This window comes from Vibrio sp. 2130-1 (assembly GCF_033339515.1).
On the sequence record NZ_JAWOUT010000232.1, the window covers coordinates 1 to 734 of the forward strand.

Annotated in this window: 1 protein-coding gene; it reads left to right on the forward strand. The window is 30.2% G+C overall.

Features of this window, described 5'->3' with window-relative positions; all coding sequences use genetic code 11:
• Positions 1-77: 77 nt before the first annotated feature.
• Positions 78-644, forward strand: coding sequence for a hypothetical protein (locus tag R7Q09_RS25385; protein ID WP_318143850.1), 567 nt, complete (start codon positions 78-80; stop codon positions 642-644).
• Positions 645-734 lie beyond the last annotated feature (90 nt).

The window sequence follows — 734 nt, forward strand, 5'->3', positions numbered from 1 at the left end:
TCCCAGTTTCCGGTGAAAATTAATATAACATTGTTTTAAATAACTTTAAGAACTAAACAACCTGAAAGGCCTGCATTATGAACTACAATAAATCTTTGTTAGTGCTTTGTATGCTAATACCTCATTTTAATGTGAATGCTAAAGATGTTGGCCTGCAAGAACTTTCTCCTCTTTCAAATTTATCTTTAGAAGAATATCGAGGTGGCTTCCAAATTACGGACGAGTATATTATTAATATTGGATTAAGCATTACTACGACTATAAATGGCGATGATATTTTGAACACAAATATTGCCAACTTAGTAATTGAAAATGGTAATTTAAACAACATTAGAGCAAATAGTGAAAATCAAAGAGGAGATGTATTCAACCAGGGTATTGTTAACATCATACAATTTGGTGAAGGAAATATTATTGGAGATGATTCTATAGATTCACCAAAAATGCCTTCGTCTCAAAACCCTAATATAATAAGTTCAGACTTTATAAATTCAAGCATTATCAATATTATTCAAAACACGAAAGATAACAGTATTATTGGACTTAGCACGCTCGTAGACATTGATGCTCAAGTAAATGGGGTAATACGGGAAATCAAAGCAAACCAACAACTCGAAGATGCTTTATTGAATCATTTGCAATAAAAATGTTATTTAGCCTATAAACCGAGACTACTACTTATTATGTCATATATTTTATAACTTTAAAAAATATGACATATCAGTTCCTAATTA